Source organism: Corynebacterium sp. L4757 (genome assembly GCF_043673995.1).
GTDB lineage: Bacteria > Actinomycetota > Actinomycetes > Mycobacteriales > Mycobacteriaceae > Corynebacterium.
Map to the genome: position 1 here is coordinate 105878 of NZ_JBIMEN010000004.1, position 25947 is coordinate 131824.

At 55.8% G+C, this 25947-nt stretch carries 20 protein-coding genes; 13 read left to right on the forward strand and 7 right to left on the reverse strand.

Annotation, left to right across the window (positions count from 1 at the left end):
- Position 1: 1 nt before the first annotated feature.
- Positions 2-955, reverse strand: a complete 954-nt coding sequence (hutG, locus tag ACG98I_RS06660) for a formimidoylglutamase (protein WP_394719454.1) — start codon at positions 953-955, stop codon at positions 2-4.
- 51 nt (positions 956-1006) lie between these two features.
- Here hutG and ACG98I_RS06665 point away from each other — a divergent pair, with 51 nt between their 5' ends.
- From ACG98I_RS06665 to hutI, 5 genes are all read left to right on the forward strand, one after another.
- Positions 1007-1756 (forward strand): IclR family transcriptional regulator, encoded by a 750-nt coding sequence (locus ACG98I_RS06665; RefSeq protein WP_394719453.1) that lies wholly within the window; start codon positions 1007-1009, stop codon positions 1754-1756.
- Positions 1757-1783: 27 nt separating this feature from the next.
- The gene (locus ACG98I_RS06670; RefSeq protein ID WP_394719451.1) at positions 1784-2458 is read left to right on the forward strand and encodes a GntR family transcriptional regulator; all 675 of its coding nucleotides are present in this window, start codon (positions 1784-1786) and stop codon (positions 2456-2458) included.
- A gap of 99 nt (positions 2459-2557) precedes the next feature.
- A complete protein-coding gene (gene hutH, locus ACG98I_RS06675) occupies positions 2558-4123 on the forward strand; it encodes a histidine ammonia-lyase (RefSeq protein ID WP_394719449.1) in 1566 nt (521 codons plus the stop codon).
- A gap of 161 nt (positions 4124-4284) precedes the next feature.
- Positions 4285-5964 (forward strand): urocanate hydratase, encoded by a 1680-nt coding sequence (locus tag ACG98I_RS06680; protein WP_394719448.1) that lies wholly within the window; start codon positions 4285-4287, stop codon positions 5962-5964.
- 3 nt (positions 5965-5967) lie between these two features.
- Positions 5968-7185 carry an imidazolonepropionase gene (gene hutI, locus ACG98I_RS06685; RefSeq protein WP_394719446.1) on the forward strand — a complete coding sequence of 406 codons (1218 nt, stop codon included), beginning with the start codon at positions 5968-5970 and terminating at the stop codon, positions 7183-7185.
- On the opposite strand, the gene ACG98I_RS06690 is transcribed toward hutI, so the two are convergent.
- From ACG98I_RS06690 to ACG98I_RS06700, 3 genes are read right to left on the reverse strand one after another with little or no spacing between them, the layout of a single operon-like run.
- The gene (locus ACG98I_RS06690; RefSeq protein WP_394719473.1) at positions 7182-7874 is read right to left on the reverse strand and encodes a response regulator transcription factor; all 693 of its coding nucleotides are present in this window, start codon (positions 7872-7874) and stop codon (positions 7182-7184) included. The genes hutI and ACG98I_RS06690 overlap by 4 nt on opposite strands.
- Before the next feature lie 14 nt (positions 7875-7888).
- Positions 7889-9280, reverse strand: a complete 1392-nt coding sequence (locus ACG98I_RS06695) for a sensor histidine kinase (protein WP_394719445.1) — start codon at positions 9278-9280, stop codon at positions 7889-7891.
- A 19-nt stretch (positions 9281-9299) separates the two neighbouring features.
- A complete protein-coding gene (locus ACG98I_RS06700) occupies positions 9300-9809 on the reverse strand; it encodes a hypothetical protein (protein WP_394719444.1) in 510 nt (169 codons plus the stop codon).
- Between the two features lie 391 nt (positions 9810-10200).
- Here ACG98I_RS06700 and ACG98I_RS06705 point away from each other — a divergent pair, with 391 nt between their 5' ends.
- On the forward strand, positions 10201-12210 hold the full coding sequence (locus ACG98I_RS06705) for a DEAD/DEAH box helicase (RefSeq protein WP_394719442.1): 2010 nt from the start codon (positions 10201-10203) through the stop codon (positions 12208-12210).
- 608 nt (positions 12211-12818) lie between these two features.
- Here ACG98I_RS06705 and ACG98I_RS06710 read toward each other — a convergent pair.
- From ACG98I_RS06710 to putP, 3 genes are all read right to left on the reverse strand, one after another.
- Positions 12819-13265, reverse strand: coding sequence for a DUF2269 domain-containing protein (locus tag ACG98I_RS06710; RefSeq protein ID WP_394719441.1), 447 nt, complete (start codon positions 13263-13265; stop codon positions 12819-12821).
- Between the two features lie 72 nt (positions 13266-13337).
- Positions 13338-14096 carry a DUF1524 domain-containing protein gene (locus ACG98I_RS06715; protein ID WP_394719439.1) on the reverse strand — a complete coding sequence of 253 codons (759 nt, stop codon included), beginning with the start codon at positions 14094-14096 and terminating at the stop codon, positions 13338-13340.
- 103 nt (positions 14097-14199) lie between these two features.
- Positions 14200-15756 (reverse strand): sodium/proline symporter PutP, encoded by a 1557-nt coding sequence (gene putP / locus ACG98I_RS06720; RefSeq protein WP_394719437.1) that lies wholly within the window; start codon positions 15754-15756, stop codon positions 14200-14202.
- Between the two features lie 404 nt (positions 15757-16160).
- Here putP and ACG98I_RS06725 point away from each other — a divergent pair, with 404 nt between their 5' ends.
- From ACG98I_RS06725 to ACG98I_RS06755, 7 genes are all read left to right on the forward strand, one after another.
- Positions 16161-19271: a DEAD/DEAH box helicase gene (locus ACG98I_RS06725; protein ID WP_394719436.1), complete on the forward strand. Its 3111-nt coding sequence runs from the start codon at positions 16161-16163 to the stop codon at positions 19269-19271.
- Between the two features lie 6 nt (positions 19272-19277).
- The gene (locus tag ACG98I_RS06730; RefSeq protein WP_394719434.1) at positions 19278-20435 is read left to right on the forward strand and encodes an SWIM zinc finger family protein; all 1158 of its coding nucleotides are present in this window, start codon (positions 19278-19280) and stop codon (positions 20433-20435) included.
- A 50-nt stretch (positions 20436-20485) separates the two neighbouring features.
- A complete protein-coding gene (locus ACG98I_RS06735) occupies positions 20486-21649 on the forward strand; it encodes an exonuclease SbcCD subunit D (protein WP_394719433.1) in 1164 nt (387 codons plus the stop codon).
- Complete coding sequence (locus ACG98I_RS06740; protein WP_394719432.1) at positions 21650-24301, forward strand: AAA family ATPase; 2652 nt, start codon at positions 21650-21652, stop codon at positions 24299-24301.
- A 173-nt stretch (positions 24302-24474) separates the two neighbouring features.
- On the forward strand, positions 24475-24951 hold the full coding sequence (locus ACG98I_RS06745; RefSeq protein WP_394719431.1) for a MarR family winged helix-turn-helix transcriptional regulator: 477 nt from the start codon (positions 24475-24477) through the stop codon (positions 24949-24951).
- 177 nt (positions 24952-25128) lie between these two features.
- Positions 25129-25353 carry a PspC domain-containing protein gene (locus ACG98I_RS06750; RefSeq protein WP_394719429.1) on the forward strand — a complete coding sequence of 75 codons (225 nt, stop codon included), beginning with the start codon at positions 25129-25131 and terminating at the stop codon, positions 25351-25353.
- A 201-nt stretch (positions 25354-25554) separates the two neighbouring features.
- Positions 25555-25869, forward strand: coding sequence for a molecular chaperone GrpE (locus ACG98I_RS06755; protein WP_394719428.1), 315 nt, complete (start codon positions 25555-25557; stop codon positions 25867-25869).
- The last annotated feature ends 78 nt before the right edge of the window (positions 25870-25947 follow it).

Consider the following 25947-nt stretch of genomic DNA (forward strand, 5'->3'; position numbering starts at 1 on the left):
ACTATTTCGCAGACTTGGCTTGATGGTGAGCTACTGCGATGTCATTGATTAACCGCGCGCCCAGCTTGGACGTGCGGTTATCTTGATCGTAGCGGGGATTGATCTCCACAATATCCACCAGAGCCAGCTTGCCGGTATGCGCAATGGTTACGGCGAGTGCGCGAATACGGTCAAAGCTCACGCCGAGTGCCGCCGGAGCCGAAACACCTGGCGCCTGGTCAGCAGGCAGCACATCCATATCGATGGAGAGATGAATATGGTCAAAACGTGACTGCGCGATGAGATCGGCGGCTAGCTTTTCGCACTCGGCGATAGACATGGCGGCGAGCTGCTCATCCAAAGTTACGTGCACGCCTAAGTCGGCAGCGGTATCAAAAAGCGCTGCAGTGTTATTAGCGCGTGAAATGCCGAGCACTGAATAGTCGAAATTCTTCGGGCCGACGAGCTCAGAAATCTGCTTGAAAGGAGTGCCGGAGGTTGGACGATCTTCAACGCGCAAATCAAAGTGCGCATCCAGATTAATGATCTGTGAAGGACCAGACGCATCCAGGAGACCGCGATGGGAACCGAATGCTGTTTCGTGCCCGCCACCCAGAATAATCACCAGGTGACCGGCATCTACTAGCGCAGAAACGCGCCGGGATAATTCATCATGCGCGCCCTCCAGGTCATCGCCTTGGGTGGTGATCGTGCCGGCATCGGAAAGCTGAAGCTCATCGTGGATAGCTAAACCGCCGAGCGCTTCCCGGAGCGCTGCGGGGCCGGCGGCAGCGCCCTGGCGGCCGCCATTGTGCAGCACGCCTTCATCGGAAGCAAAGCCTAAAAGTGCAATCCCTGGGGTATCTGCCTGCGGGGAAATTCTATTATGCCAGCGTGCATGTTCAATCCCGGGGCCATCATCGCGCCCAGTCCACGCCGGGGCGGGGGAGTACAGCGGAGCGGTTTCGGTATTCATGCCACCACAATAAACGAACATTTTGTCCCAGTGGTGCTCTAAGCTGGCATCGTGAGCAAAATTCAGGTCCCCGCCGCGCGTAATACGTTGCGTATTTTGGCGTTGCTATCGAGCATTGATGTTCCAATTTCGGCAGCGCGCATACGTACAGAGCTGGACTTGCCGCGGTCGACGACCTATCACTTGCTGGCAGAGCTGGAATCATCCGGCTTTGTGGTGCACCTGCCAGAAAACCAGACGTATGGTTTGGGTTTGGCGGCATACTCGATGGCCTCGGCGTATACGACGCAGCAGCCTTTGGTGCGCATGGCACAAAAACCATTGGAGGAAGCCGCAGCATTGGTCGGCGGTTCGGGGCATTTGGCCCGGCTGTCGGGTGAGGAAATTTTATATCTCAGTGAGGTGCGCTCAAAGAATGCGGTGAGCTTGATTACTGAGGTGGGCGTGCGTTTAACCGCGGCGCAGACTGCCTCCGGTCGCATAATGCTGGCGCATTTGCCGCAATCAGAGGCGAAAGCGACACTTAGCGGCAGCGGGTTGCAGAAATCCTGGCGCGAGATTAGCCAGCGCTTGGAGCTTTTCCATCGTCGCGGGTGGGCAGAGGAAATAGAGGAAGTCTCCCGCGGGCAACGCTCAGTCGCGGTGGCGATTTTGGACCACTTGCGGCGTCCTGCAGCAGCGTTGGCAGTGACATATCGCGTGGACTGGGATGAACGCGGAGTTGATACGGCGATTAGTGTGTTGAAAGAGGCAGCTGTGGGCATTTCGCAGCGCATGTATGGCCAAACTGGTGCGACTTAAAATCGCGCCAGGCAGGAAGCAGGAAAGATGAGTCTACCGAAGCTAAATAGCAATACCCGCGTCAGCGATCGCGCATTTGAGGCGCTCTATCAGGCGATCATGTCGGGCGAATTGGACGCCGGGCAGCGCTTGCAGGTGCGTGAGCTGGCTGAGAGCTTGGGTACATCCATGATGCCGGTGCGCGAAGCACTCAACCGCTTGGAAGAGTTTGGGCTGGTAGAAACCCTGCCGTATAAGGGCGCGGTGGTGAAGTCCTTTACGTTGGAGGAGCTTTTGGAGATTTATTCGCTGCGTAAGGTTTTGGAATCTGAAGCGATTGTCCGCGGTGTGGCGCATGTGGATGCGCAGTGCGTTGCGGAGCTTTCGGCGCAGCTAGAAAATATTGAGGATGCACTCAAAGCCCATGACCCAGCCCGCTTTCTCGACGCAGAAGAAGGTATGTTGACCTGTGTATTTGAGCGCGCAGGCAACCAGACTCTGATGGATTTTATCCGGACCTTGTGGGCGCGTTCTAGGTATTACAAGCTGGTCGGGGTGAAAGAAATCTTTGCTCAGGATGAAGTTGCATTGCTTGCCGATGAAGCCCGCGCCTTCGTTACCGCCGCCTCCTTAAAAGATGAAGCTCAAACTTTAGAAGCCTTGCATGCAGCATTAAAAAGGGCAGAAGATGGCATCAAGAAGCAGCTGCAAGCATCCAATTAGGCTGGTATCTGAGACAGATAGGGCATAAATGACCTGTGGCACACTTGCATCCTTTAGTAGGTTGATTCTCAATTAACTTCAGATAAAAGGAGAGCGTAGATGTCTAATTCCTATCCCTCGAAAGTCACCGTGGGAATCGGTGCGCTGAGCATTGCAGAAGTCGTTGCGGTTGCGCGCTATGGCGCGCAGGTTGAGATATCGGCGGAGTCTGTGGCAGAAATAGCTGCCACTCGGGATCACATTGAGGAGCTCGCGCAAGATCCCACTCCGGTCTATGGCATCTCCACCGGTTTTGGCGCACTTGCGCGCCGGCATATTCCTGAGGATATGCGCGCGCAGTTGCAGCTGAGTTTGGTGCGTTCGCATGCGGCCGGTTCGGGCCCGGAGGTGGAGCAGGAAGTCATTCGCGCTCTCATGTTATTGCGGCTATCCACCCTGTGTACTGGTCGTACCGGTGTGCGCCCGGTCGTGGCAGAAACCTATGCGGCAGCGTTGAATGCAAAGATTCACCCAGTCGTGCACGAATATGGCTCTTTGGGCTGTTCCGGCGACCTGGCGCCGCTGGCGCATTGCGCACTGGCGCTGATTGGTGAAGGTCCAGTTCGCGTTGATGGTGGCAAAATCCAGGATGCTGCTGATGCGCTGGCCGCAGCCGAAATTGAACCGTTGGTGCTGCGGGAGAAGGAAGGCTTGGGGTTGATTAATGGCACCGATGGCATGCTGGGCATGCTGTGCTTGGCCATTGCTGACTTGCGCGATGCAGCCAAGATCGCTGATATCGCCGCCGCCATGACGGTGGAGGGGCTTCTGGGAACGCTGGCTGTCTTTGCCGATGACCTGCAGCAATTGCGCCCACACCCGGGGCAGGCGGCATCGGCACGCAATATCCGCACCATCGCTGAAGGCTCGGACATCTTGGCGGCGGCTTTTGAAGATTTTAAAAAGACCCAGGTGCAAGATGCCTATTCGGTGCGCTGCGCGCCGCAGGTCGCGGGCGGTTTCCGCGACACGCTGGAACACACCGCGTTGGTGGCGGACAGAGAGCTAGCCTCAGCGGTGGATAATCCAGTTGTTGCCCTGGATGGTCGTGTGACCTCGAATGGCAATTTCCACGGCGCCCCGGTAGCTTATGCGCTCGACTTCCTGGCGGTAGTTGCCGCTGACCTGGCATCCATTTCCGAGCGTCGCTCCGACCGCTTCCTGGATACCGCGCGCAACCGGGGCTTAAATGCATTTCTTGCCGATGACCCCGGCGTCGACTCCGGCCACATGATTGCTCAATACACCCAAGCTGGAATTGTCTCAGAAATGAAGCGCCTGGCGAATCCGGCATCGGCAGACTCGATTCCTTCTTCTGCCATGCAAGAAGACCACGTGTCCATGGGTTGGGCCGCGGGGCGCAAATTGCGCAAGTCTGTCGATGGACTCCAGCGTGTTCTCGCCATCGAGATTCTCACCGCTGCGCGAGCCACCAGCCAGCGGATCGCGGCCTCCGGCGCGCGGCCAGCACCTGGCACCGCTGCCGCCATCGCGGCAATCCGAAACACCGTGCCTGGCCCTGGCACAGACCGCTTCCTTGCTCCCGAGCTCGAAGAAGCCGTCCAACTGGTCAAATCCGGTGCGGTGATCGAGGCTGTCGAGACCGAAATCGGCCCGCTTCACTAAGCTCGTCAGCGTCTCGTATTTCAGACACCCCGGGCTCAAGTGGTCTAGTGCACAGAAGTGTGAAGGCTTAGATTGGAATTACAGCGCAATTAAGGGTGACAGCCCCGAGAAATCGGACCCTTAAAAGCGCGGGCAATATTTCTTCGACGGAAGGCAAACTGATGTCCCAACCACGCGAAATCCGCAGCCCCCGCGGTACCGAGCTTCACGCTAAGAGCTGGCAGACCGAAGCGCCATTGCGCATGCTGATGAATAACCTCGACCCAGAGGTCGCCGAACGTCCTGAAGACCTTGTGGTCTATGGCGGCACCGGCAAAGCCGCCCGTAACTGGGAGGCCTTCGATGCCATTGTGGAGACGCTGAAAGATCTGGAAGCGGATGAAACCCTACTGGTGCAATCCGGAAAACCAGTTGGTGTGTGGAAGACCAATGAATGGGCACCACGCGTGCTGCTGGCTAATTCCAACCTCGTTGGTGACTGGGCCAATTGGGAGCACTTCCGAGCGCTCGAAGATGAAGACTTGATGATGTATGGCCAGATGACCGCTGGTTCCTGGATCTACATCGCAACCCAGGGCATCCTGCAGGGCACCTATGAAACCTTCGCGGCCATTGCTCGCAAGCGTTTCGGTGACACCCTAGCCGGCACTTTCACTTTGACTGGCGGCTGCGGCGGCATGGGCGGTGCCCAGCCACTGGCTGTCACGCTCAATGGCGGTGCGGTGCTGATCGTGGACGTGGATGAAACCCGCCTGGTGCGTCGGCAAGCTAAGCGCTACCTGGATGAAGTAACCACAGATATCGATGAAGCTCTCAAGCTTGTGCTGGCGGCGAAGGAAGACAAGCGCGCTCTCTCTGTCGGCCTAGTCGGCAACGCGGCTGAAATCTTCCCCGAAATTCTCCGCCGTCACAAGGCCGGCGAATTCACCGTGGATATCGTCACCGATCAAACGTCCGCGCATGATCCACTCAGCTACCTACCAACCGAGATTTCCGTTGAAGACTGGCACGATGAAGCCAAGGCCGACCCGGCGACCTTTACCAAGAAGGCCCGCGAGTCCATGGCCGCGCAGGTCCAAGCGATGGCGGAATTCCAAGATGCCGGTGCTGAAGTCTTTGACTACGGCAACTCCATCCGCGATGAAGCCCGCCACGCAGGCTATACACGTGCCTTCGAATTCCCAGGCTTCGTGCCGGCCTATATCCGCCCACTCTTCTGCGAAGGCTTGGGACCTTTCCGCTGGGCTGCGCTTTCCGGTGACCCAGAGGACATCAAGGTGACCGATGCCGCGCTCAAGAAGCTCTTCCCGGACAATGAGCACCTGCACAACTGGCTTGATGCCGCCCAAGAATACGTCGAATACGAAGGCCTGCCAGCACGCATCTGCTGGCTGGGCTACAACGAACGCCACAAGGCCGGCCTACTATTTAATGACCTCGTACGCGAAGGCAAGGTCTCCGCGCCGATCGTGATTGGCCGCGACCACCTGGACTCTGGCTCGGTGGCCTCTCCTTATCGCGAGACCGAAGCCATGCTCGACGGCACCGATGCCGTTGCTGACTGGCCGCTGCTGAATGCTATGACCGCCGTATCTTCCGGCGCGACTTGGGTATCTATCCACCACGGCGGCGGCGTGGGCATGGGCCGCTCCATCCACGCAGGCCAGGTTTCTGTTGCCGATGGCACCGACCTTGCCGCTGCTAAACTGCGCGCCGTGCTGACCAATGACCCCGGCATGGGCGTTATCCGCCATGTCGATGCCGGCTACAATCGCGCGAAAGAAGTCGCCGATGAACGCGGCGTCCGCATCCCGATGGCATTCAAGTCCCGAGAGAACTAATTCATGAAGCTATTTACCAACATCTCTGAATTACGCACCGTCGCAGACGCCGGCACGATTAATGACGCGGCGTTGGTCGAAGACGCAGGGCGTATCGCATGGGTCGGCAAAGCTGCGGACGTGCCCACCAAATATCAGGAGGCTGCAGTCATCGATCTCGGCGGGCGCGCTGTGCTGCCGGGCTGGGTGGATTCACACACCCACATGATTTTCGACGGCAACCGCGCCGAAGAATTCGAAGCCCGCATGGCCGGAGCGGACTATGCCGCCGGTGGCATCGCCGTGACCATGGAAGCAACCCGCTCCGCCGGCGCCCAGCGCCTTGAGCAGCTGCTTCAGACGCGCATCCAGGCCGGTTACGCTGGTGGCACCACTACCTTTGAAACCAAGACCGGCTATGGGCTCAACACCGAATCAGAGCTGGAAGCCGCCCAAGTCGCAGCTCGCCACGTCGATGAAGTGACCTTCCTCGGCGCCCACCTCGTGCCCCCAGGTGCCGATGCCGAAGCATACGTCGATGAAGTCGTAGGTCCCATGCTCGAGCAGGTCGCACCCCACGTAAGCTGGATAGACGTCTTCTGTGAAAAGGGTGCGTTCAACGAATCTCAGTCGCGCCGGGTGCTTGAGGCCGGTAAGAAGGCAGGACTTGGGCTGCGTGTGCATGGCAATCAGCTTGGCGATGGCCCCGGAGTCCAACTCGCCGTCGAGCTCGGCGCCGCCTCCGTGGACCACGTCAATTACCTCACTGATGCTGATGTGGCAGCACTCGCCGGCTCCGATACGGTTGCCACCATGCTTCCTGCGTGCGATTTGTCCACGCGCCAGCCACTCGTAGAGGCCCGCCGCCTCATCGATGCCGGGGCAACCGTCGCCATCGCATCCAACCTCAACCCGGGCACCAGTTACACCTCGTCTATGAATTACTGCGTGACCACCGCGGTGCTCCAGCAGTACATGTCTTTAGACGAAGCCATCGAGGCAGCTACCTTGGGCGGCGCCAAGGCGCTACGTCGGCAGGCAGTGCTTGCCGATGCTCAAGCGTCCGACAACACAGCATCCGGGTTGGATGCAATGGGCCGGCCTGCCAAAGGCCAGCTCATCGTGGGTGCGGCGTGTGATCTGCACGTACTGGATACTGCCAATGCGATTGATTTGGCGTATCGCCCAGGAATGCCCGTGACTTATCAAACCTGGCGAGCAGGGGAGAAGGTCTTCGGCTAGATGAGTCGGTAGCCGGCACCACGAACGGTTTCGAGGTGCTGGGCGCCGATCTTTTTGCGCAGCGTTGCGATGTAGACATCGACCACATTGGAACCTGGATCGAAGTCGAGGCCCCAAACCTGGCTGAGCAACTGTGCGCGGGATAAAACCATGCGTGGGTGGCGCATGAAGGTCTCTAGCAGGCCGAGCTCGCGGCGGGAGAGATCTTTCCACTTATCGCCGACCTGAACGCGGTGCTGGCGCAAATCCAGCACGAGATCCTCGAAGGTGAGCGTGCCATATTCCTTCTGCGCAGTACCACCGCCTTCGGCTTCTTCGGACGTAGTGGTGGAATCCTGCAGGCGTAAGCGAACGCGGGCGAGCAGCTCTGCGAATTGGAAAGGCTTGGGCATATAGTCATTCGCGCCACCCTCGAGTGCGCGGACCCGGTCTTTGAGCGCGGTGCGCGCGGTTAACACAATCACTGGGACATCGATGCCGGTGGAGCGCAGCTTGGTGAGGACATCGGTGCCATCGAGAAGCGGTAGCGAGAGATCCAAAATGACCAGTTGATACGTATTGGACTGCGCAAGGCCTAAGGCCAGCGCGCCATTATCAGCGATGTCGCAGGCGTAGCCTTCTGCTTCTAAACCACGCTTAATAAAGCTTGCGATATCGCGGTCATCTTCAACAATCAGGATGCGGCTCATCATGTCATCATGCCTTAAGTGAGGGGGTTGAGAGGGATTTCCATGCCAAAGGTCGCGCCTTTACCCGGGGTGGATTCAACGAAGGCGTCACCGCCGTGGGCCTGCGCAATAGCTTGGACAATGGACAGGCCCAAGCCGGCACCTTTGGTCTTAACTTCGTGGTCATCGAGTGAGCCTCGGTGAAAGCGCTGGAAAAGCGACTCCTGCTTATCCACAGCGACACCTGGGCCAAAGTCTGTGACTTCAAAGCGGGCCTTGTGTTCATCGATGCTGCTGGCGATATGAATCGGTGAACCTTCCGGGCTGTATTTGGTGGCATTGCGCACCAGTTCGAGCACGGCCTCAGTAATGCGCGCGGAATCACAGACCACTTCGCCTTCCCCGATGCCAACGACTTCCGATCGGCCATTGGTCAATGTTTCAGCCTTGTCATCGATGTCAATGGTCAGCTGCGACAGGTCCACGGTGTCAACGCTAATGAAATCAGAATCAGCCGATTCCGCCACCGCGAGCGTCAATAAGTCATTGACCATGCGCGTCATGCGGTCGAGCTCCGACACACACAGCTCGATGGAACGCTCGCGCTCGGCCGGGCTGGCTGTATCTAATAGCTCGAGGTTGCCGCGCACAATAGTAATAGGGGTGCGCAGCTCATGGCCTGCGTCATCAATGAATTGACGCTGGGCACGATAAGCTTCATCAATTCGATCCATCATGCGGTTAAATGCGCGCGCTAGCTGCGCGACTTCGTCCTTGCCGTGAACCGGCACGCGGGCAGTGAGATTTGACTGGGAAATGCGCTCCGCGGCACGCGCTACCTGACCCACAGGCGCGATAATACGGGACGCTACGACCCACGCGATGGCAGCGGCCATGCCCAAACTGATCAGGCCGAGCCCGGCGAAGATCAGGGTCTGCCGGTTCAAATCGGCATAAGCCTGTTCGGTGGAAATGAGCACCACAACATAGTCCAAGCCCTCGTGGCTGGGGACCGTAATTTTGCCCCAATGAATGCCATCGGTGATCCCGGTGTTTGCTTCACCAATGACAATGGATCTCACCATGGGGCTAAAAGCACGGGCATCTACATCCGCACGGGTTAGCGAGCCCAGCTGCTGAAAGACCAAGCGGTCATCGATGACACCGACCAGGACCTCATTGGCTTCGGGTACCTCGCTGGAGAGATACGTTTCAATGAGTTCAGCGCTGGATGCGTGTCCGCCGGGCATGCGCGAATGCGCTTCCACTTCAATGGCGGTCTTTTCTACAGCTTCATTAGCTAGATCGTGGACATCTCCGCGGCGCAGTGCATCGGTGAAATAGATCATCGATGCCAGGGCCCCGAAGACCACCACGATGATCCACACCATGATGGAAAAGCGCAGGGATACAAAGAACTTGGTCATAGTTGGCGGCGATTACTTCCTAGCCATCATCGTCGTCGTCCCAGTCATCATCCCAATCATCGTCATCCCAGTCGTCGTAGTCGTCGTCCCAATCGTCATCATCCCAATCGTCATCGTCATCCCATTCCTGGTACGTCAGCGGCACCTGCGGGGTGATGTATGCAGGAGCTTGGTTAGTGCCCTGCTCAGTAGGGGTGGAGTAGTTTGTGTCGTCATCCACCCTGTCATCAACGTTGTCTTCCACGTGATCGTCGCGATCGTCATCCTGCGCACGCGAGGTGGTGGTCGAAGACGTCGTGGTTTCTTGAGGGGAAGAGCTGGTTGCAGGGACTGAAGCCTCCACTGTTACTGCAGAAGGATCAATTTCCGGTGCAGTACGGGTGCTTGCTAGTGCGGTGCCAGCAACAACGATGGTGCCCATCAAAGCCACAACGCCAGCCAGTGGCGCATAGCGGCGAACCTTCGATGGCTGGGCATCGTCGCCGGAATCAAAGGTGGAAGTGTTCGGGGTCTTCGGTGCCTCGGACATGGTGCAAACCTTCTTTCAAAAGTTATGGTCAAAAAATAGCATGCTTTTGTACTCAACCGTGCGGATTTGCCGCTGGTCGGGTGAGGATGCAGAAGCCATCGGCATCGGAAAGCAACTGCCTTGCGCGTTTGTCACGGCTGAAGCCTTCTTCAGCTGGACAATTCCTAGTATGAAACCCGTGCGTGAAACTACGATGAGTTAATTATTACAAAGTCTTAATGTTCGCTTTTAGGGCATGTGACCTGCAGTTTGTGTGACGCGGTGCTATCGTTCGGCTGTGGCGGTGAGGCGAGGGCACTTTTGTGAAAGTCTGTGTTTGCGGACACCATTGACGGTTTAAGCTCAAAATTAATAGTAAAAGCTTCTGACCTAGCGTAAGGTGAACAAAGCAATGAGCATTACCGATAACGCCACCGGCGGCGCAATGGAGCCGGAAGATAATATTAGCCAGTCGGAATCTCAGGATAAAACGCAAGGTGACGCAGTAGATACTGCACAGGTCACCGGGGCTGCGGATACTTCTGAGGACGCCGGCGCTGAGGACAAGAACTCAGCCAACGACAATCCCCAGGGGTTCGCCAATTTGGGCCTTCCTGACAACGTTCAGGATGCCGTAGCCAAGGTTGGATACACAACCCCTTCACCAATTCAGTCCGAAACCATCCCAATTTTGATGGAAGGGCGCGACGTAGTCGGCCTCGCACAAACTGGTACCGGTAAGACCGCAGCATTCGCGCTGCCAGTCTTGTCCCAAATCGATATCAATGCCCGCCATCCGCAGGCATTGGTGCTAGCTCCAACTCGTGAGCTCGCGCTGCAGGTCGCAGATTCATTCCAGTCATTTGCAGATCACTTGGGACGCATTGAAGTGCTGCCAATTTACGGCGGCCAGGCTTACGGCATTCAGCTGTCCGGCCTGCGTCGTGGCGCACAGATCATCGTGGGTACACCAGGTCGTGTCATTGACCACCTGGAAAAGGGCTCTCTGGATATTTCCCAGTTGCGTTTCCTGGTCCTCGACGAAGCAGATGAGATGTTGAACATGGGCTTCCAGGAAGATGTTGAGCGAATCCTCGCTGACACTCCGGAAGAAAAGCAGGTCGCACTGTTCTCGGCAACCATGCCGAACGGTATCCGTCGCCTGTCCAAGAACTACCTCAACAACCCAGCTGAGGTGACGGTCAAGACTGAACGTCGCACGAATGACAACATCAAGCAGCGTTTCCTGCTGACCCCACACCGCGCGAAGCTGGATGCCTTCACTCGCATCTTGGAAGTAACTGACTACGACGCAATGATCGTATTCTGTCGCACCAAGCATGAGACGGAAGAAGTTGCTGAAAAGCTGCGCGATGCCGGCTACAACGCTGCTGCCATCAACGGCGATATCGCGCAGAACCAGCGTGAACGCACCGTTGACCAGCTCAAGGATGGCCGTTTGGACATCCTGGTGGCAACCGACGTTGCTGCCCGTGGCCTGGACGTTGACCGCATCACCCACGTGGTTAACTTCGACATTCCAAATGACACCGAATCATATGTCCACCGCATTGGCCGTACCGGCCGTGCAGGACGTACTGGTGAGGCGATTTTGTTTGTCACCCCACGTGAGCGCCGTATGCTGCGTTCCATCGAGCGCGTAACCAACGCGCGTTTGGAAGAGATGGAACTGCCGACCGTTGATGAAGTCAACGCGAAGCGTAAGGAAAAGTTCGCATCCCAAATCACCGAGGTCCTCGGCGATGGCCAGATGGAACTCTTCCGCGGCCTGCTGCGCAAGTACTCTGAGACCAACAACGTAGCAATGGATGACATTGCTGCAGCTCTCGCAGTCAAGCTGCAGGGCGGCAAGGAGTTCTTGGTCAAGGATATGCCTGCTCCTAAGCGTGACCGTCGTGAGCGCGACCGCTTTGACCGCGATGATCGAGGTGGACGCGGACGTGACCGTGACCGCGGTGGACGTGGACGTGACCGTTTCGATCGTGATGATCGCGGCGGACGCGGCGAGCGCCGTTCCGATGGTGACTTTGAGACCTACCGTCTGGACGTTGGTAAGCGTCAGAACGTTCGCCCTGGTGCCATCGTTGGCGCCATCGCGAATGAAGGTGGCCTGTCAGCAAAGGACTTCGGTCGCATCACCATCGCAGTTGGCCACACCCTGGTTGACCTGCCGAAGAAGATGGACCCATCCGTCCTGGACCGCTTGAGCGATACTCGCATCTCCGGTCAGCTGATCAACATTAAGAAGGACACCGGTCGTCCACCTCGCGACCGCGATTTCGATGACCGCGGTGGCCGTGGTGGTCGCGGCGGACGTGGCGGACGCGATTTCCGTGGCGGCGACCGTGACCGTGGTGGACGTGGTGGCGATCGTGGCGGCCGTGGCCGCTGGCGCGACTAATTCCTCGCTCCTCAAAGTTTAAGAAGCTTCCCTCCAGCATTTCGTTGGGCGGAAGCTTTTTTAGTTTTCTTCCATCATTTGCCCGGTCTTGTATCTCAGTCGGGTGGTTCTGCATGCTCTGCCACACTTGCTGCGCCCTTCGCGCTCACGGAAAGTCTGGTTCTCGGGAGGCGGCGTGTGATTGTGGCCGCGAAGGGTTCATCGGCTGGTGCCGGCTGGTGTTGTTGGGTGGGTGCGCCCTTCGCGCTCACCGGAAGTCTGGTTCTCGGGAGGCGGTGTGAGATTGTGGCCGCGAAGGGTTCATCGGCTGGTGCCGGCGGGTGTTGTTCGGTGGGTGCGCCCTTCGTGCTCACGGTAAGACTGCTCCTCGGGAGGTGGTGTGAGATTGTGGCCGCGAAGGGTTCATCGGCAGGTGCCGGCTGGTGTTGTTCGGTGGGTGCGCCCTTCGCGCTCACGGAAAGCCTGGTTCTCGGGAGGCGGTGCGTGATTGTGGCCGCGAAGGGCTCATTGGAACAGAAGCTGCCGGAACCCTAGAGAACCCCGGGGATCAAAAAGCTCCCACTCGGACGGGGACGTCCGGCGGGAGCTTGCGCAGTGAAAAGCAGTTGTTAGATGAACATCAAGATTGCGGTGATGATCCACAGAAGGTTGAAGATGCCGCCGAACATGGACAGCTGCTTCTTTTCCTTCTGGAAGTCAACAGTGGAATCGCCGTTCTCTAGCGCCTTCATGGACTTCTTCTGACGTGGGATGATGAGTCCGATGAGGATGCCCCAGGCAATGAGGGACAGCAGGATGGAGAAGTGGAAGCGGCCCTGGGTTCCGAAAGCTTCCATGTTGGACAAGAACACCGCAATACCAGCGATTGGGACAATGCCGGACAGCGGACCGTATTGTGCGGTTAGGCGGTGCAGAGAATTTGCTGCACCAAGAGCCTTAGCATCGCCATCCTTAGCCTTGAGCATCTGGACCTGGTAGGAAGAGACTGCAATCATGGTTGGGCCCATCAAAAGCACTGCAGCCAAAACGTGAATTGCGATTAGTAGTGAAGTCATGGGGGAACTTCGCTGCCTTTCTGTTTTGTATATACGCCGCCCATTTTGGCCGCGCTCAACCATCAAGCCTAGTCACCGAGTGAATAGAATTCCCAACTGACATTGACGGTGCATGGTGGCAATGGTCTCTTCAGAAAGTGTGAGTTCATATGCGGTGGCAACAGCCGCAACCCGTTCGGAATACCAGCAGCGTGCTGATGGATGAGGGGGTAGCCATTCGTTGGGGAGCGCATCTGACTTATCTTGATTTTCTGCACGCGAGGTTGCCACGAGATTGAGTGGGTCATTGGCAAACTGTCTCAACGTTGCGGAGTCCCACGCATGCGCGCCGTGGTCCCAGGCAGCGGAGAGTGGAAAGATGTGGTCGACTTCGATGTCATCGGCGTTGATGGCCTCTTGGGCGTAGGGATCAAAGACGGTGGGCATTTTCTCGGTGCAATCGGCAGCATTAGGGGATTGGGAAAAGATGACCATGTCGCGGGTGGTGCAGGTACCGGCGACGGGTGCCCAGTTTCCGAATGCGTCGCGGTTATAGCCAGGTACCTTGGTGCGGTCTTCGACGCCCACTACGCGCGGGAGGGTTTCGCTGAGCGGCGCGAGTCCTTCTTGGCGCACGGGATTGAGATAAGGAACAGCATTTGCCGTGGCATAGATGATGGTTGTGATGCTTAAGATCCCAAGAAAGCTGGAGCGCATCCGCTTAACGATGGCCGCTTTGCGCGCAAGCACCGCCGCGTCCTCAATGGTCGCGGGAGTTTCGGAGGTCGTGATCGGTCGAGCACGCGTGGTGGACGTGCTAAAAACAGTGACGCGATAGGGCTGATTGGCCATAAAGTCTTAGACCCAGTCGAGGGGCGCAAGGTTCCCAAGTTTCCGCGCATGCAAAAGCCCTCCTGCCGAAGCAGAAGGGCTGAAAGCGGAAGGTAATAAGGATTTAAACCTTATCGGCTGCTTCCTCGAAGTCGATGTTCTCGTCCTTCGCAGCGATGCTTGCAAGCTTTGCTGCGCGGTCGAACTCTTCCTTGACTTCTTCAGAAGGCTCCTTCGTCATCAGGGAGACAACGACAGTGACAATCAGAGCGGAGAAGAAGCCTGGAACCATCTCGTAGATGAGGGCGGAGGTAGCTGGGATCATGCCCCAAGCCAGGGAGACGACAGCACCGGTGACCATACCGGCGATAGCGCCGGTGGAGTTGAGGCGCTTCCAGTACAGCGACAGCAGAACCAGTGGGCCGAAGGATGAACCGAAGCCGGCCCATGCGAAGCCAACCAGACCCAGGATGGAATCGGAAGGATTGATGGCGAGTACGCCAGCCAAGATAGCGATGGCCAGAACTGCGCCACGGGATAGGTTGATAAGGGTCTTTTCACCTATCTCCTTCTTGGAGATCATCTTCCACAGGTCCTCAATGAGGGAGGAAGAAACGATCAGCAGCTGGGAGGACATGGTGGACATGATCGCTGCCAGAACAGCAGTAAGAACCAGACCCGCAATCAGTGGGTGGAAGAGCACCTGAGCCATATCGAGGAAGATGGTCTCGAAGGAGTCTTGGTCCGTGATGGAGTAGCCACTCTCGGTGAAGAAGACCGTACCAATGATGGCGACAAAGACAGCGCCCACAATGGACAGGAACATCCAGGAGATGCCGTAGAAGCGGCCGGCTTTGGCATCGGAAGGCTTACGCATTGCCATGAAGCGAACGATGATGTGCGGCTGGCCGAAGTAGCCGAAGAACCATGCCAGGTTACCAATAATAACGGTGGCAGAAACACCTGCGACCATATTGAAATAGTTCGGGTTTTCGATGCCGGTGGTGCCGTATGGATTTTCAGAAGCGAAGGAGAAAATTTCGCTTGGGTTATCCAAAGCAACCAGTGCCATGATCGGAACAAGCAGCAGGGCAGCAAACATGAGCAGGCCCTGGACCACGTCGGTGTAGGACACCGCGAGGAAGCCACCGATCAATGTGTATAGCACGGTCACTATAGAAACAATCAGCAAGCCGGTGAAGTAATCACCGTCGAAGGTGGACTCGAAGTAGCGGCCACCAGCGACCATGCCGGAAGATACATAGAAAGTAAAGAAGAAGATGATGATAACTGCAGCGATAATGCGCAGGGCGCGGGAGTGATCGCGCAAGCGATTTTCAAAGAAGGACGGCACCGTAATGGAGTTGCCAGCAACTTCAGAGTAGGAGCGCAGGCGAGGCGCGACCCACTTCCAGTTTGCCCACGCACCGGCCAAAAGGCCGATGGCGATCCAGAGCTCTGACATACCGGTGAGGAAGAGCGCGCCAGGAAGGCCCATCAGCAGCCAACCGGACATATCGGAGGCGCCGGCGGACATGGCTGCGACGAATGGGTGGAGGCCGCGGCCGCCGAGAACGTAATCGTCATACTTGGAGGTTTGCTTGTAGCTCCAGAAGCCAATGGCAACCATGGCAAGCAGATAGATAACGATGGCAATGATGTACCACGTTGATGTTTGCATAATGGTCTCCTTAGACCGTTAAGACAGGGTTGGTAAAAGTGTGACTGATTAAATTAAGTAATATTCGCAGGTCACCACGTAATGCGGTTCGTGGAACAGAGCAACTGTAACGAGCATATGTGCTCTACCCAACTTATTAGCCGTGATTTCACAGGTAATAATTAACTTAATGTGCATCAAATAACACAGTGCACTGGACTTATAACGAAGGTGTAACGATCGCCTGTGTGAGTGAAAAAATTTCAGTTCAGAATGATTGCATCCCGGCTAAAAGTGAGGTGTGACACAATTAAACCATGTTTGGAGAAGGAAATGGCGATGGGCGGGGGAAATGGCGCGAATGCTAACTATGGTGATGAAAACTAAGGCTGAGTAATCAGCGAAGGTGTTCTATACTGGCCCTTATGGCTTCTTACCTTATTCATGGACTCTGGCTGCCCGTTTCGGGCTTGAGTTTATGGATTGAGCAGGTAGAAGGGCATAAAATCATCACGCCGCAGTCGGTGCCGGAGGGGACTTTCCCGGCGACGATTGAGAAGATGCTTGAGAAAAAATCGTTTCGAACACGCTCCCGGGTTTACCTGCGTACCCCCAAGGGTAAGAATGTTGAGCTGATGGCGCCGATGGCGCGCTTTGGGCCTGCCGATGCCGTCCAGGCGCTCGCGCAGTTGGCGTATCTGGATGATGAAGAGCAATCCAGTGCGATTCCGGCTGAACAGCGTGCTGCGGTAGCGCCGGACTTGATGTGGATTATTCGTGCGTACCGCGGGCTCACTCGTTTTGTGAAGGCGGGGCGCGTGACTATTCGTCTCAGCTATCAATCGGGTGAGTGGTTCCCCATGTGGCAGCTGGCATCCGGGCTGGGGGAACGTGGCTGGCTAGCAGAGATGGTGGCGGCGGCGCCAGGAATCCTGACCATTAATAACCGTTCTTTATCTGAAGACCTCGCTGACGACCTCACGCACTGGATTGCATATACGCATCTGTCCGACTTAATGGAGCAACCGCGGCCTTATCCTTGGCATGACTTTGCCAAAGCGCTATTGCAGACCACGCCGATTACACGCGGGCGTGCGCAGCTGCTGCGGGGACTTAATGAGTGGAAAGACTCCATTACCGCTGTCGATCTGGGTTTGGTCTTTATTGTTGAAGAACCATTTGAGACCGAGATGGAAGTCGATGACTCCCCGCAGGCGGCACCAAGTTCTGATTCGGCGTTATGGCCGGTGCGCGTGTGCGTGCGTTCAGGTGCGGATTCACCGCGCCCCATTATTGAAAGCCGCCTGGACCGCAGCAGCCTAGAAAAGCTCAAAGAGTCCCGCCGCCGCGCCATTGGGATTAGCCCGCGGGTGGATCCGCGGCATACCAAGACGCCTGCCTATTTTGATGAAGGCGCCGGTGACTGGGATATCTACCTCGATACCAGTGCTTTGGTGGAATTTGTCAGCGAGGATGCGGCGGCGCTCAAAGCGGCAGGCTACACAGTCATGCTTCCGAAGGCGTGGACGCACATGGCGGCACGCGCCAAACTGGTGACCAAAGACATCGCTGCGGATTCACCATTGCAGAAGAAACTGGGCATGGACCAGCTGGTGCAGTATGACTGGAAGTTATCTGTCGGTGACAAAGAGCTGACAGACGAAGAGATGGAACAGCTGGTCACATCCAAGTCCGGGCTGATTCGTCTGCGCGGTGAGTGGGTGATGGCGGACCGCTCCGCACTGGGCAAAATCACCGAGTATATGGACCAGCTGGCGGCAAATTCCAAGACCCGAATGCGCAAAGAGCTGGATGCTTTAGCGCGTGAAGCTGAGCGTATGCGCATTTTGGAAGAGCCGGGCTGGGAAGAAAAGCTGGCTGAGGTTGAGCGTCGCCTGGAAGAATTCAAGGAGCAAGTCGACGAAGGCGATGAAGACTTTGGTGTGGCCACCTTGTCGGAATTGCGCGAACTTGCGCTAGAAGCGATGGCGCAGGAGCCCATCGAATTTACTGGTTCTTCGTGGCATGCGTCGATGCTGGGTGGCATGGAGACGCCTGCACCGACCCGGGTCGATTTGCCGGCAACCGTGCACGCGGAGTTACGTGATTATCAGCGTCGCGGCGTGGATTGGTTGTACTGGATGTCACGAAACAATGTCGGGGCAGTGCTTGCCGATGACATGGGCCTAGGCAAAACCCTGCAGCTGCTCACGCTGCTGGCAATTGAAAAGGACCGTGGTGAATCTACTGGTCCGACGATTGTGATTGCACCGACGTCGGTGGTGGGGAACTGGGCGCGCGAGGCACATAAGTTTGTGCCAGATCTCAAAGTGATGGTGCACCATGGCTCCAATCGTGCGCGCGAGGAAGAGCTTATTAAACAGGCATCGGACCATGATCTGGTGGTCACCAGCTATGGCACTATTTCTCGTGATTTCAAGGTCCTAGGACATGTTGCGTGGGACCGAGTGGTGCTGGATGAGGCGCAGGCAATTAAGAATTCTTCGACGCGTTCGTCGAAGGCTGTGCGGAGTTTGCCATCGCGGCATCGGATAGCGCTTACTGGTACGCCGGTGGAAAACCGCTTGTCGGAGATGCGTTCCATCCTGGATTTTGTGAATCCCGGTGTGCTGGGCTCGGCGTCTTTCTTCCGCAATCACTTTGCGTCGGCCATTGAGAAATATCAGGATGAAGATATGACGGAGCGCCTGCGGAAGCTGACCGCGCCGTTCATCTTGCGTCGTTTGAAGACCGATTCTTCCATCATTGATGATTTGCCTGAGAAGTCTGAGGAGATTCTCACGGTCACCATGACCTCTGAGCAGGCTGCGCTGTATAAGGCGCTGGTGGATGATATTCAAACGCGCATGGAAAATACGCCTAAAGGCATGGCGCTGCGCGGGCTGGTTCTGTCGTCGCTTACTCGTATTAAGCAGATCTGTAATCACCCGGCGCACTATCTGGGTGATGGCTCACCGGTGACCTCGAAGGGGCGTCACCGTTCGGGCAAGGTGGAAAAGCTGATGGAGATTCTTGACTCAGCGGTCACCCATGATGAGCGCGTGCTGATCTTTACCCAGTACAAGGCGTTCGGTGATATTTTGCAGCCTTATCTTTCAGCTCAGCTGGGAGCGAAGATTCCTTTCTTGCACGGTGGTGTGCCCAAGAATCGTCGTGATGCCATGGTCAATGATTTCCAGGCTGCTGATGGTGCACCAGCGATGATTCTGTCGCTGAAGGCCGGCGGTACTGGTTTGAACTTGACTGCCGCAAACGTCGTGGTGCACATGGACCGCTGGTGGAACCCCGCGGTGGAGAACCAGGCTACTGACCGTGCTTTCCGCATTGGTCAAAGCAAGAACGTGCAGGTCTATAAGATGATTACTGCAGGTACGCTGGAAGAATCTATCCAGGATATTCTGGACGGCAAGACCCAACTGGCTGGTGCTGTGGTGGGTGAAGGCGAAGGTTGGATCACTGAGCTTAACCCAGAGCAGCTGGCGCAATTGATGAGTTATCGGGAGAGGGAGAGCTAAAACAACATGTCACCTCGAGATACCCCGGATGACCGCGACAAAGAACGCGCGAAAGGCGTTCCTGGCCGCGGCGACGAAGACAATGTCACCTATGTGAACTTCGGCAAGCGCCGCAAGGTGAGCTCGGCTGAAGAAACGCTGCCGGGAAACGAGCATCCATCCCGCCAGACGTCGCTTTCTCCAAGGGAGAATGAACCGCCGACACAGCACAGCGATGAGCGCTCTTCTGAAGAAAGCCAGGATGAAAATTCCGAGCTCGATATTTCGCAACAGCTGACCAGGGAGTACCGCGGGCAGGGAAGTCGTGCGCGGCAGTCGCCGGTGTGGTCGGAGCGCGTGAAGTCGGATACGCCACGCGATAGTATCTTTAACCCCGCTGCGGAACGCGTGATGAAGCTTGTCACCAACATGACGGATTCTGGGCGTCTAGCCCGCGGCCGTCAATACGCGCGTAGTGGTCACGTTGTGGATCTGGACATTCGTGATGGAGCTGTTCACGGACAAGTCGCAGGCTCGCAGAATCAGCCTTTTGCGGTGCTGATGCAGCTGCCTTATCGGGACAAAGAAGACATCGAAAAGCTCACTGGCCTTTTGGCACGAAGTGCCGGGTCCATCAGTAGCGCTATCCGCGGCGAACTTACGGGTGAGGCGCTTGACCTGCTGCTAGCACCAACCGGTGAGGATATCCGTTTTGATTGCACGTGTCCTGACCACGGGCATGTGTGTAAGCATATTGTGGCGGTTGCGGACCGGTTATCTATGCGCATTGATGCTGATCCGCTGCAGCTTTTTGCACTCCGCGGTATCAATATTTTATCGCTGCAGACCATGGTTATGGAGGCGGCCGATAAGGTTGCGCAGGAATCTGCGGGGGAATCCCCAGATGATAAGGCCGGCGCACCATCTGCGACGATGCCGGAGGGCTCGGACTCATTAGTTTCGGACAGCGCCGATGCCGTGGCGAAGGCACAAAGCAATGAGCTGTATTGGAATGGGCGGGCCCTGCCAGATATGCCGCGTCCAAAAGTGGCGCCTGCATTAGATGACTCCGACCCAGACCTATTGCGCAAAGCGATGCGCGCGGTCTCGCACACCAACGTGGATTTGCTTCGCGCGGTCAGCGATGTGGAAGATCTATACCACTTTATGACCAGCAAAAACTAGCATCGCTGCTGTTGAGCACGGCTGTCCGGTGCACATGATAGAACGGTGATATGACAAAGACGACGTTTATCCATACCTCGGACTTCCAGCTGGGAATGCAGCGATGGTTTCTGGGTGGTGAAGCTCAAGCCCGCTTTGATGACGCCCGGCAGGAGTCCATTACTCGCCTGGGAGAATTAGCTACACGCACGGGCGCAGAATTTATTGTGGTCGCCGGTGACGTATTTGAGCACAACTCTCTAAGCAGCCAAGTCACCGGGCGTGCTAAGGAGGCGTTGTCTAAGCTGCCGGTTCCGGTATATCTCTTGCCCGGCAATCATGATCCGCTGGTGGCAGACTCCATCTTCTTTAAAGCCGTGAATAAGGAAGACACACCGAATGTGCACGTTATTGCAGATTCTGTGCCTATTGCAGTGTCTGAGGGCGTGGAGATCGTCGGTGCACCGCTGATGGCGCGTGCTGCCACGCATGACTTAGTGGAATCGATGCTTGAACCGCTAGAACCCACGGACAGTATTCGGGTGGCAATTGGCCATGGGCAAATCCATGGCTGGGGTGATTCAGATAAGCGTGATGCCATTGATTTAGCGAATGCTGAAGATAATATCCGGCAAGGAACTATTGACTATTTGGCATTAGGGGATACCCACTCAACGATGGAGCTTGGCTCCACGGGTGCCGTATGGTTTTCGGGTTCACCAGAAACCACAGACTTCAAGCATCTTCCCGGCGGTGGCGGTGAGGCTGATTCCGGCAACGCATTGGTAGTGAGCATTGAGAAGGAAGGCACTTCACGCGCGAGCGTGCAGGTAGTTAAAGAACCAATTGGGCAGTGGGTATTTGAATCCATTGAGGCGGATATCAACAGCGAAGAAGATATCCAGCGGTTCGTGCAGCAGCTCAAAGACTATTCAGATAAACATCGCACGGTGATCAAGTACGGTCTGCGTGGCACCATCAATATCAAGACCCAGCGCATACTGGATGCTGCGATAGAGGATTTGGAACCTGTCTTTGCTTCGTTAAAGCCACGGCCTCGTGTGATGGATCTGCACCTGGCGCCAGAGGCAGATGAGCTGGAGAACCTTGGCCTGACGGGATTTGCCGCAAGCGCATTGGATGAGCTTTTAGAAGATATGAGCCAAAACCCTGACGCCGTTGCCCGCGATGCTGCGAATCTCCTTTTTCGCCTGACCCGAAAGGCTGCGTCCTAAATGCGAATTCATGCCATTTCGCTCAAGAACTTCCGGGGAATCAAAAACCTAGAAGTCACAGACATTCCAGAGACTGGAGTAACGGTCATCCACGGCCGCAATGAGGCCGGCAAGACCACCATTCTCAAGGCCATTGAAGCGCTGTTTAATTTCAAGTACAACAGTAAGGCCGCCGCAGTTAAGGCACTGCAGACAGCTAATGCTGATGTCAGCCCCGAAGCCCAAATGGAGTTTAGCGTTGGCCCTTATCGTCTCCGCATCAGTAAAAATTGGATTAAACAAGCGTCCGCCCTGCTAGAGGTTATTACACCTCACTCGAAGCCTTACACGGGAGAAGAAGCTGAGTCACAGCTGCAAGACATTTTGAGTAAGCACTTGGATAAGAACCTCTTTAGTGCATTATTTATGAGTCAAGATGACATGCACGAAGGCATTAAAGCCGCTGGTATCGCCAGCGTCGCTGGTGTACTCAGTAATCAGTCTGGCGCTGAAGGCGAATCTGGTGATGATGCGGAGCAAAGTACCGCGTTGATGAAGCAAGTGGATAAAACTTATGAGCGTTACTACACACTAAAATCCGGCAATGAGACCAATGAGCTCAAAGCCGCGCGCAGTAGCTTTCACGAAACCGAAACGGAACTTACCCAGGCTCAATCGGCTTTGAACGCATTAACGGAGTTTGTTCAAAGATATGAACAGGCCCAGCTGGAGCAGGAAAGGGCTGAGAAAGAGATTCCACAAGCTCAGGTTGAGGCGGCTGAAGCGGATGAGAAGCTCACTGCGATTGAAGGACTCAAAGCACAGGTAGATGCGCTTGCCAAGAGCAGGGAATTGGCCCAGCGAGATGCGGAGCTTGCCCAGAACCGTCTGACTACGCGGCAAAAGCTACGGGCTGATATTGCTCAGGCAACTAGTGCTGTCGCTGATTTAGACAAGTCTTTGGAGGCGGCCAAAGATAAAGAGCTGGCTGAAAAAGCAGAGATAGACAAGCTTAATGAACTGGCCGGTTTGGCAAAGACCAAGCAGCAGGAAACACGAACACGCTCCAAGGAAGCGCGCGCTAACCTCAATGACTTGGAGCAGAAGCAAAAAGCGTTTCAGCTTCGCACTAAAGCTGCGCAGGTGGAGGAAGTGGCAGGCAAGCTTGCTGATGTACGCACGGCTATCGAAAAGTTTGGCCCTCACGTCAACGACGCTGATGTCACCCGTGTGGAAAAGCTAGAGCAAGACCTCGAACTCAACCGTCGCCTGCGTGATGTTGCCGTCGCCAAATTGGTATTGAACTCACCGACTTCTCAAACCATCACCATTGATGGGGAAGAAGTTAATGTCTCGGACTCTGAGGTCAATGTGGAACTCCATGAGGGGTTGTCGTTGACGATTGGGGATGTCACGGCCCGCTATCAACCTGGTATCGGGACTAACTCTGCTGAGGAACTCGACGCTACGATAGAGGACCTCACTACGCAGCTTTCAGAATTTCTGGAAAAGCTTGCGTGCGAGAACGTGAAGCAAGTGCGGGAGAAGCGCGATGCTCTCAACGCATTGCTACAGGAACGTGAACAATTTGAGCGTGAGTTAAGGCGCATGCTGGATGGGGAAGAATTAGAACAGCTTCGAATCCGCGCAGCGGCAAGCACTGCCGTTAAAGAAGCACCTCAACAATCAGCGATTACCCAGGCACATGAGGAACTTGAAGCAGCTGAAGAAGCTGCGGATGAAGCGAACCGGGAAGTTGAAAATACTGAGGCACAACTCAAGCCTTGGGCAGAACGCCCCGCGCGAAATGCCCTGATTCGAGTGCAATCGGACCATGAGCATGCCCTTAAGCAACAGCAGCTGCTGGAGGAACAAGTAGCGAACATCGGTGAAGAGGATTCAGATGAGTCTTTGGAGAAGGCGGACGAGGAACATCAAGCTGCACTTGGAGATGTTGATGCAAAAACGAAGCTTGCAGAAGCTGAATTAGCGCAGGCTCAGCCAGAGCTTGCGGAAAAGCTCGCAGAAGGAGCCCACACAAGGCTGAAGCGTCTACGTGAGCAATTACGTTTGGCGGAAAATAGCCAATTGGAATTAACCGGTCAGATTCGTATGCAGGCAGGTGCTGCGGAGCGCGTAGAAAAGGCAGCTGCTGCACATGAGTCGGCGCGTAATATTCTAGAATCCGTTGAGCAGCGTGCGCACGCAGTAAAGCATCTTCGTGAGGTGTTACTGCGTCACCAAAGCCAAGCGCGTGAGCGCTATGCTGGGCCATTTGCACAACAACTTGGTGAGCTTGCAGGCCGTGTTTTTGATGGTGATGTGCAATTCCATCTCAATGAGGACCTTGTCGTGGAACAGCGCACTCTGGACGGCGTGACCGTCAACTTGAAGGATCTATCTGGGGGAGCACGTGAGCAGATGGCCATCTTGACCAGGTTTGCCATTGCGGAACTCTTGTCCAAAGACGGTGAGCAAGGTGCTCCCGTGGTGGTCGATGATGCTTTGGGTAGTACTGATGCTGGCCGTATCAAACTCATGGCAACGCTTTTTGCAGATATTGGTGAAAAGTCGCAGGTTCTCGTATTCACGTGTGAACCTTCGCGTTATGACCGCGTGCCTGGAAGTAACTTGTTGGATATTGATCAGCTCAAATCCACGCCTGCGGTGTAAGGGCTGAAGCCCTTACACCGCAGGCCTCCCGTGATGGGATTCAAACGGGGTGGTGATGTCCCTATCAAACAGGGGGAAACGTCATTCCGCTTGGGGGTGATCGTCACCTTTTACAGGGGCTGTGGGTGATTCTGGATGGTGGTCTTGAAGGAAATTAGGGTAAGTTAACTTCTATGAATGACAAGCCGCGGTGGTTAGAAAAGGATGAGCAAGAGCTGTGGCAGCTAATTCTTGCTGCGATACGGAAGCTAGACCGAGGCATGGAAAATACGCTCCAATACGGGGGAGAGTTGACCATGCCGGAATTCTCGGTCTTGGCTACGTTGTCGGATGCTGACAATAAGGAGATGCGCCTGCGCGAGCTGTGCAATATCTTAAGTTGGGACCGCTCACGCACGTCTCACCAGGTCACCCGCATGGAACGTCGCGGTCTGCTAAGCAAGTGTAAGAGCGAGGGTGATGCCCGTGGTGTCATGGTGTCCATGACAGACGAGGGTATGCGACGTATGGAAGCATCGGCGCCAGACCACGTGGAATCCGTCCGCCGACTGGTCTTTGATCATTTGAAGGAAGAAGATGTTCCTTCCCTCAAGCGTTTTCTTGAAGGCATTTTGAAGGTTAACAATGTCCCTGGGTTCGGCGAAGGTTAATTGACTTGTTAGATTCCCCTGAGTCCCCCTGATGTACTGGTCAGGGGGACTCAGGGGAATTTATCCTTGAAAGATCAGGGTGATTCCCTGATGTGCTGGGAATGAATCCCGCGTTTAATGATGGATATAGCAAGAAGCAAGTAGCCCAAGCGTCATCATCAGGAGATGAAATCCATCATGAGCAGTCAATACAGCAACTATTCCGAACAGCCTGCCCACCGTCGCAGCCTGCGCCGTTCTCCCACCAACAAGTATGTTGCGGGCGTTTTGGGAGGCATCGCAGAAACCTACAATATCGATGTGACACTCGTACGTGTCCTATTTCTGCTGTCCTTCCTTCTTCCAGGACCGCAATTGCTGCTCTACCTAGTGTTGTGGGTAGTAATTCCCGCCGGAAATTAACTTTGGGACAAAGTTAATGGGAGATTTGAGGCTAGTAGACAATCCTTAAAACCCGCCTCGAGCGCGACTTCGTGTCACCAGGACTGGTGCATGAAGTCGCGCTCCTTTGAGTTCTTGGAGTACTACAGGTAAAGCTATTAGCTGGCGCCGTCGGCTGACGCCACCTGAGGCTGCGTAACGAGGGTGCGTAGAATGAAGCCCATGATGAGCCAAGAGCTATTTGAGCGTCCTGAAAAGCAGTACCAAAAGTACAACATCACCAGTTTCCCTGAGCAGACCGCAATTATCGGTGACCCAGCGCAGTTCGATGAAGCTGAGCTGAGCGATGCCCAGTCAGACGCCATGGAATCCATCCTGGAGGCCCACCCTGAGGCGGCGCTGACTTTTGATGAGGCCACTGGCCTGTGGATTGCTGGGGAAGAGGATGATGTGGAGGCCATGTTCGCTGACCGAGACGCCTTCGTTGATGCTCTGGAATCAGATGATGGCTCCGCACGGGTGCTCGAGTCTGATTAGTGGCACCAACTTTGCCCTAAACTGCGGGTACCCTCGCAGCTGCGTAAAGTATTTATTTAAAGAATTCCTGTTACAATA